The organism is Nocardioides sp. CPCC 206348 (assembly GCF_048654705.1).
Classification (GTDB): domain Bacteria; phylum Actinomycetota; class Actinomycetes; order Propionibacteriales; family Nocardioidaceae; genus Nocardioides.
Genome location: NZ_JBMCZA010000092.1, coordinates 11,835 through 12,848 on the forward strand (window position 1 = coordinate 11,835; position 1,014 = coordinate 12,848).

2 protein-coding genes are annotated in these 1,014 nt (G+C 71.5%); both read right to left on the reverse strand.

Annotated elements, in window-relative coordinates:
• Positions 1 to 621 (reverse strand): molybdate ABC transporter substrate-binding protein (gene modA, locus ACOADB_RS04835; RefSeq protein WP_378596800.1); only part of this gene is annotated, 621 nt, incomplete at its 3' end.
• Positions 618 to 1,014 (reverse strand): TOBE domain-containing protein (locus ACOADB_RS04840; protein ID WP_378596801.1); only part of this gene is annotated, 397 nt, incomplete at its 5' end. The genes ACOADB_RS04840 and modA, both read right to left, overlap by 4 nt.

Consider the following 1,014-nt stretch of genomic DNA (forward strand, 5'->3'; position numbering starts at 1 on the left):
GGCCGAGGCGGCCTCGGGGAGCTCGATGCCCTCGACCTTGTCGCCGGCGCCCTTCACGTCGGTGACGTAGACCAGTCCGGCGTCGGCCTCGCCGCTCTCGACCTTGGCGAGGACGTCGGTCACGGACTGCTCCTCGCTGACCGGCTCGAGCGTCACCCCGGCACCGTCGGCGACCGTCCTGGCGGCGTTGCCACAGGGCACCTCGGGTGCGCAGAGGACGAGCTGGAGGTCGTCCCTGGCCAGGTCCGCGAGTGTCTTCACCCCGGCCGGGTTGCCCGGCGGCACGGCGATGACCAGGGTGTTCGTCGCGAACTCGGCCGGGTCGCCCGCGGCGAGGTCGGCCTCGACCAGCTTGGCCATGTTCTTGTCGTCGGCCGACGCGAAGACATCGGCCTCGGCGCCCTCGGTGATCTGGGCGACCAGGTCGGACGAACCGGCGAAGGAGAGCCTGACGTCGACGTCCGGGTGGTCGTCCTCGTACTGCTTCTCGAGCTGTTCGAAGGTCGTGGTCAGCGACGCCGCAGCGAAGACGGTGAGCGTCTCCTTCTCGCCGTCGTCGTTCCCGCAGGCCGCCAGGGGCAGGGCCAGGAGAAGGAGCAGCAACGCCAGGACCCGCGTCATCGGACCGGCCTCTCGACGACGACATTGGTGGACTTCACCGAGGCGATCGCGCGGACGCCCGGCTCGAGGCCGAGCTCGAGGGCGGCCTCGGTGCTCATGAGGGACACGACGCGGTACGGGCCGCACACCATCTCCACCTGGGCCATCACGGTGTCGGTGACGACCCGGGTGACGATGCCGGTCATCCGGTTGCGGGCGCTGACCTCTCCGGCGCGGGTGCGGTCGTGCTCGGCGTCGTCGAGCAGGGAGGTGGCAAGTGCCGCGAGGTCGGTTCCCGCGATGGCGGTGCGGCCGTCGGCGGTGCTGCTCGGCACCCGGCCGGCGTCGATCCAGCGCCGCACGGTGTCGGTGCTGACGCCGAGGAGCTCGGCTGCCTCGGCCACGCGATAGTCG